Source organism: Micromonospora sp. KC207, assembly GCF_004348615.1.
Lineage (GTDB): Bacteria > Actinomycetota > Actinomycetes > Mycobacteriales > Micromonosporaceae > Micromonospora.
Genome location: NZ_SMKJ01000408.1, coordinates 1 through 4407, shown reverse-complemented (window position 1 = coordinate 4407; position 4407 = coordinate 1). Strand labels below are relative to the sequence as shown.

The following is a 4407-nucleotide window of genomic DNA, read 5'->3' as shown; positions in this document are numbered from 1 at the left end:
CGGGCAGGCGGTCGAGCGCCTCCTGCCGGCTCACCACCGACAGCGCCCCGCTGGGTGCGCACCGGTTCAGGCCACCCGGCGTGCAGAACGGCGAGATGACCAGGTGACGAGTCCCCGCGAAGTCCGGCGGGCGGCTACCAGGCACCCCGAAGGCATGGAAGACCATGTCTCGGGCAGCTTCGGGTAGTTCCCAATCGGCGCGACGCAGGTCCTCGCACAGCGCCTCGATCGCCGCGTGCCGGGCGGCCGGTAGCGGCGTGACCGCCAGCCGCACCGCATGGCGCAGAAGGTCGGCCAGAGGCCGGTTGTCCTTCCTCGGGCGGGTGCCGGGCACGCCATCCAACCGAAGGCACACGTCCCAGCTACGACCCTTGGTCAGATTGCGGCTGAGCACCAGCAGCCGCAGCGACACCTCTCCGGTCGTGTCGTCGAGGAACCGCAGCGCCCACAGCTTGGGGTGGAACAGGTGACCCGGCTTGGGCCGGTGCACCTGGTGCACCATCGGCTCGACGAACGCCAACAGCGCCGACGCCCCTGACGGCACCACGATCTGCCCCGCCTGACAGAACACGTCGATCCGGTCCGCGCAGCGCCGTACACCCTCCATGACCGCGATCGGGTCCGCCGACTCCCGCAGGCCATGCGCGGCGAACGCCAACGGTGCGACCAGCAGACTCTCCAGATCCAGGGTGAACGTCAACGCCACGGCTCGGCACAACCGCGCCCCCGGAGGTGGGCGCAACGAGTCGAGCAACAGCGCGCGGGAGTCAGGCGCGAGCATCGGCAGCCTCCGAAGGACCCGCAGCGCAACCGTCGTGGATGTCGGCAAGGATCCGGCGAACCTGCGGCCAACGAAACACCAGCCGCCGACTGCCCGACGCGCCACTCCACGTACGCAACAACTTGTCGTTGACCAACCGCGACTGGCCCTTCTTCACCGAACGCTCCCGCTCGCTGACGAGGCCCCGCAAGGTCGAGTCGCCGGCGGCATCGCCAGCAGCCCCACTGGTCACCGCGTCGAGCCACCGCTCGATGAACTGCCGGGCCTTGACGTTCGTGCTGATCCGCGGATTCCTCTCGATCAGCCGCGTCCACATCCCCGACCTATCCCAGCCCTTGAGGCCCGGCTCCGCCGACACTCGACCGCTCCATTCCGACAGCCTGTCGCGGTAGCGAGCCGCCGGCTGTTCGTGCTCGGACAGGCCCGCCCGCTCGTACCGCTCGGCGACGAGCAGGTTGTACACAACGCCGCACCATGCATCGCCAGCGAGAAGCGCTGCGCGTCCCGAACCAGGGAACCGATCGTCTCCGGCGCGGCCAGCGCCACCGGCTCATCCCACGGCGCATCACCCTCCGACCCAGGGCGATGCGCGGGCTCAAGCAGGTACGCCAGCAGGGTGCCGGGAACCGCGTCGATGATCCGCTCGCGCAGCCAACGAGCCTCGTCCGGGAGTAACCTCAGCCCACCCTCGACCTCTTGCGGAAAGTTCGCCGGCGCCCCGGGCAGGGTCGGATGCCAGCTGCCGCGCGACCGCTCGGTCAGCTCATCAGCCTCGGCCAGCCGGGATACCAGCCGTCGGTCCGGTGCCGTGTCATCCTCACCGCTGCGGATGCCGTACTCCTGAAGAGCAACGGCGTAGATGTTCGAGGGCAGGGTGCGGACCTCGACTCCGGCACGCCTGCCGATCATGCCCTCCGTGTCTTCTCCGCGCAGCAGAGCGGCGATCACCTTCCGCTCGTTGCGGTCGACCCGCGCGGCGAGGCGGTCACCACGTAGCCCACGCTTTTGCGCCTCCTGGTAGCACCAGGGCACGATCAACAGGTAACGTGCCCGGTTCTGCAGGACCGACGTGCCGGGAAACAGCAGGTCGCTGAACGCGTCACGGACCTGACCGACGCCCAACTCGTCCCGGCTCTCCGTGTCGCTGAAGAGCTTGAGCAACTCGCGCATGCGTTGCTGATCCTCGCGAGACGTGTCCAGCCAACTCAGCCCCGAGGTCATGAGCGCCTCCCGCCCGCTCCGGTGATGTCGACAAGGTCGCTGAGCGGCCCCGTGGGCAGGGCGATCCAGCCCTCTACCCCTGCGACCTGCCGCTGCTCGTCGTCGGGTCGGATCGCCCTGCCTATGGCGGCGGCACGCGCGTTGAGGGCCGCGACGACGGCGTCGAAGGCGTCGTGGCTGCGGCGACACAGCGCCTCGAAAGCGCCCAGCTCGAGCCAGGGTGCGGCCGCGCAGAGCGCGGTCACGAGGTCGGCATGCTGCGTCTTCTGGCCCCGTCCCTTGTAACCGCGGTACGTCAACCCCCAGCGGCACAGAGCCGCGGCCGGGTACACCTCGACGATTTTGCCGTCGCCGCACCGGTCGACGTCATGGCCGGCGGCGGCCAGCGTCGCCAACAGCCCGGCGCACCGGAAAGCGGCATGGGCGATCCGGTCCGCAGCCACGCTGAGCGGAATGATGCCGGTCGTCTCGCGTACCACCTCGTCGGTCAACCGGTAGGCCAGACGACGCCGCCACCGTGCGGCATCGCCGTCGGCGATGGTGACGTGGCCGGACCGGTGGGCCGTGACGAGCGCGACGAAGGGTTCCGGCCAGCCGAGTGGGCAGTCCAGCCCGACCTTGTCCGCGTCCTGGCTGGCCTCGACAATCTGGGCGTCGCCGACGTCGAGGGCCACGTCTCGCACCACTGCGCGGTCCGACAGCCATTCGATGGTCGCCATCGCCGTACGTTTGTCCGCCGCTGCGAAGTCGACGCCGAGGGTCAGCACCGCAATACTCTAGGTGCCGCTCATGTGCCGAGAAATGGATCGACCGACTGTCGTTGTAGGACGTTCAGGTACGCGTGACCCCCCGGATCGGCGAGTGAGAGTGGCCCGGTCCGTGTGAGTGATTCTGCGCGAGCATGGCCAGGGCCTACCGTGAGTCCGTGGCCAGCTGGCTGTTGATGATCCCTGCGGTGTCTCCGTGGGTGCTCGCGCGCTATGGGACGGGGCCGGCGCGCGATGGACTGGGCCGGACGCCGTCCCGTGAAGCTGGGGCCTGAGCGTGAACAGATGGACTCACGTCACCCCGTTGGACCAGACGACTCAACCAAGATCAACGCTATCCGCACCTCCCGACCCCGGAGGACACCGTGACCTACGACAGCCGCCCCGACACCCTTATCCACAGCCTCCGCGTCGGCACCCTCATGGGCGCCCCGATCAAGGAACTGATCGCCCGGTCCACCCAGCACGACCTGTCCAAGCTTGAGCCGCCCGAGGTGGAGACGTACGACGAGTACGTGCCGAAGCTCCAGGCGGCCGAGTACGGCAGCGACGAGTACCGAGCCTGTCTTGCGGCGATGGGCGACGGCCTCGCTCACCACTACGCGCACAACGCGCATCACCCGGAACACCACGATCGTGGCATTAACGGGATGACCCTCGTGGACCTGATCGAGATGCTGGCCGACTGGCGAGCCGCGTCCGAACGGCGCGGCAGCGACCTCGCCGACAGCATGCCGAAGAGCTTCGAGCGGTTCGGCATCGACGCGCAACTCGCCAAGATCCTGACCAACACGGCCCGGCACTTCGGCTGGATCGCCGACGAAGCCACCCGCACCGACCGATAGGATCGCCGCGACCCACCCGCTGCATCTGCACGCCACCCGCACCGCCTGGGCCCTCCACACCGGCCCGCCAAGCGCTCGACGCTCACGTCGGCCGGGAAGCCCACACCGCCGTCAACGGCAGGACCGTGGCGGCCACCCTCGACGCCGCCCCCACCCTGCGGTCCCCGATTACGGCGACGGCCGGTACGCCAGCGGCGGGCATGGCGACCCCACCGCAGACACCCTCGTTGTCGGCCGCCTCTGACCCGATGGGCCGGCGGCACCATGGCCGACTGCATCGAACGCGAACATCAGTTGGATCGGCTCAACGGCGCTGATCTGAGCCTTGTCGCGGTTGTAGCTGCTGCGGGGGTAATCCCGCGGCGGATCGAACGTCGTCGGGTGACCGCTCGCGCCTTGGTGACGCGCATTTTGTCTCTCTCCTAGGTTGATCTTCGTTGATCGAATGCCTACGTAGCGTAGTCGCGGCCGCTGACAACTTCCGCTGCGTTTCGGACCTCTGGCGGCCGGATGCCTGGTGGGGCACCCCGCTGTGACGAAGCCCTGCGTAGCGGGCCGATGCCCGGAATCGGCAGGCCCGGCCTCGGAACCTCGTCAGTGTGACGCGACCATTCCCGTCGATCAACTCCGCGCATCAGTGGGTGCTCACCGGGTGCTCCGGTGCCAGGGACAGGCTCGCAACGGACGGACTGAGTGGGACACCGTCTTGAGGAAGCAGGGCCACGAACACGAAAAGCTGGACTTCAGCGACCGACATGGATTAAATGACTCGACCAAGATCAATCTCTTAATC

The 4407-nt window shown here is 68.4% G+C and carries 2 protein-coding genes and 2 pseudogenes; 1 reads left to right on the top strand and 3 read right to left on the bottom strand.

Going from position 1 to position 4407, the window contains the following annotated elements; all coding sequences use genetic code 11:
• The 3 genes and pseudogenes from E1258_RS30195 to E1258_RS30180 all read right to left on the bottom strand — a co-directional run.
• Window positions 1-781: pseudogene (locus E1258_RS30195) on the bottom strand (hypothetical protein); the annotation flags it as partial.
• Window positions 768-1951: pseudogene (locus tag E1258_RS30185) on the bottom strand (DUF6361 family protein). The pseudogenes E1258_RS30185 and E1258_RS30195, both read right to left, overlap by 14 nt.
• A gap of 47 nt (window positions 1952-1998) precedes the next feature.
• Window positions 1999-2769: a DUF429 domain-containing protein gene (locus E1258_RS30180; RefSeq protein WP_132407085.1), complete on the bottom strand. Its 771-nt coding sequence runs from the start codon at window positions 2767-2769 to the stop codon at window positions 1999-2001.
• Between the two features lie 365 nt (window positions 2770-3134).
• Between E1258_RS30180 and E1258_RS30175 the strand changes: the two genes are divergently transcribed.
• Window positions 3135-3614, top strand: a complete 480-nt coding sequence (locus E1258_RS30175; protein WP_207919819.1) for a DUF5662 family protein — start codon at window positions 3135-3137, stop codon at window positions 3612-3614.
• Window positions 3615-4407 lie beyond the last annotated feature (793 nt).